This window comes from Enterobacter sp. HSTU-ASh6 (assembly GCF_026319105.1).
Taxonomy (GTDB): Bacteria; Pseudomonadota; Gammaproteobacteria; order Enterobacterales; family Enterobacteriaceae; genus Enterobacter; species Enterobacter sichuanensis.
Window position 1 is genome coordinate 1 of record NZ_WSPD01000045.1, and the last position, 1,133, is coordinate 1,133.

General features: G+C 67.2%; 1 protein-coding gene. It reads right to left on the reverse strand.

What is annotated here, in order from left to right; translation table 11 throughout:
• On the reverse strand, window positions 1-1,133 hold a 1,133-nt coding region (locus GM298_RS23220; RefSeq protein ID WP_266155410.1), incomplete at both ends, for an Ig-like domain-containing protein.

Genomic DNA, 1,133 nt, shown 5'->3' on the forward strand with positions numbered 1-1,133 from the left:
GCACTGGTGTTGCCCGCCCTGTCGGTGGCCGTCACGTGGAAGCGGTGCTCGCCTTCCGGCAGTTTCGCCACCGGCGAGAAGCTCCAGGTGCCGTCGGCTTTCGCCGTCACTTCGCCCAGCAGGCCGTTCTGATCGTAGATCTTCACGGTGCTGCCCGCTTCCGCCTTGCCGCTCAGGGTCGGGGTCGGATCGTCGGTGCTGCTGCCGTTAGACAGTGCGCCCTGCACGCTGCCCACGTCGTCCAGCGCCGCGTCGATGGTCGGTTTCACCGGTGCATCGGTGTCGATGGTCACGGTCCAGCTGCTGCTGCTCGACTCATTACCCATCGGGTCTTTCGCCGTGGCGGTGAAGGTATGGTCCCCGCGGCCCAGGTCCACGCTCGGCGTGAAGCTCCAGGTGCCGTCTGCGCCCGCGGTGGTGGTGCCCAGCACGTTGCTGCCGTCCATGATGGTCACGGTGCTGCCCGCCTTCGCCGTGCCGCTGATTTGCGGACGGGTGTCGTCGGTTACCGCATTCTGGGACAGGCTGCCGGTCACGCTGCCGGTGTCATCGGTCACGGCGGTGATTTCCACCTTACCCGGGACCACGTCAACGGTGATGACCACGTGCGAACCTTCCGGCCCGGTGTTGCCCGACGGGTCAGTCACGGTGGTGGTCAGGTCGTGTGCGCCGTTCGCCAGCGGCTGGTCCGGGGTGTAGCTCCAGGTGCCGTCCGGGTTCACCTTCGCGGTGCCGATGACCTGGCCGTTGTCGATGATGTTCACCGTGCTGCCCGGCTCGGCCTTGCCGCTCAGGGTCGGGGTGTTGTCATCGGTGGTGTCGCCGCTCACGACCGGGCCCTGGTAGGCGCCGACGTTGTCGGTGACCAGCAGGTCAGAGGCCGCGTCCGGGGCTTTTGTATCGATAACGATACCGAAGCCGCCGGTTGGCTCACTGGTGCGGCCCACGCCGTCGGTGACGGTGGCGGTGAAGTTGTGGCTGCCGTCAGAGAGCGCCGTATCCGGCGTGAAGCTCCAGCTGCCGTTGCTGCCCACGGTGGTGGTGCCAATCAGACGACCGTTGTCGTAGATGCTGATGGTGCCGCCCGCCACGCCGCTGCTGCCGCTCAGGGTCGGGGTGGTGTCGTTGGTGAC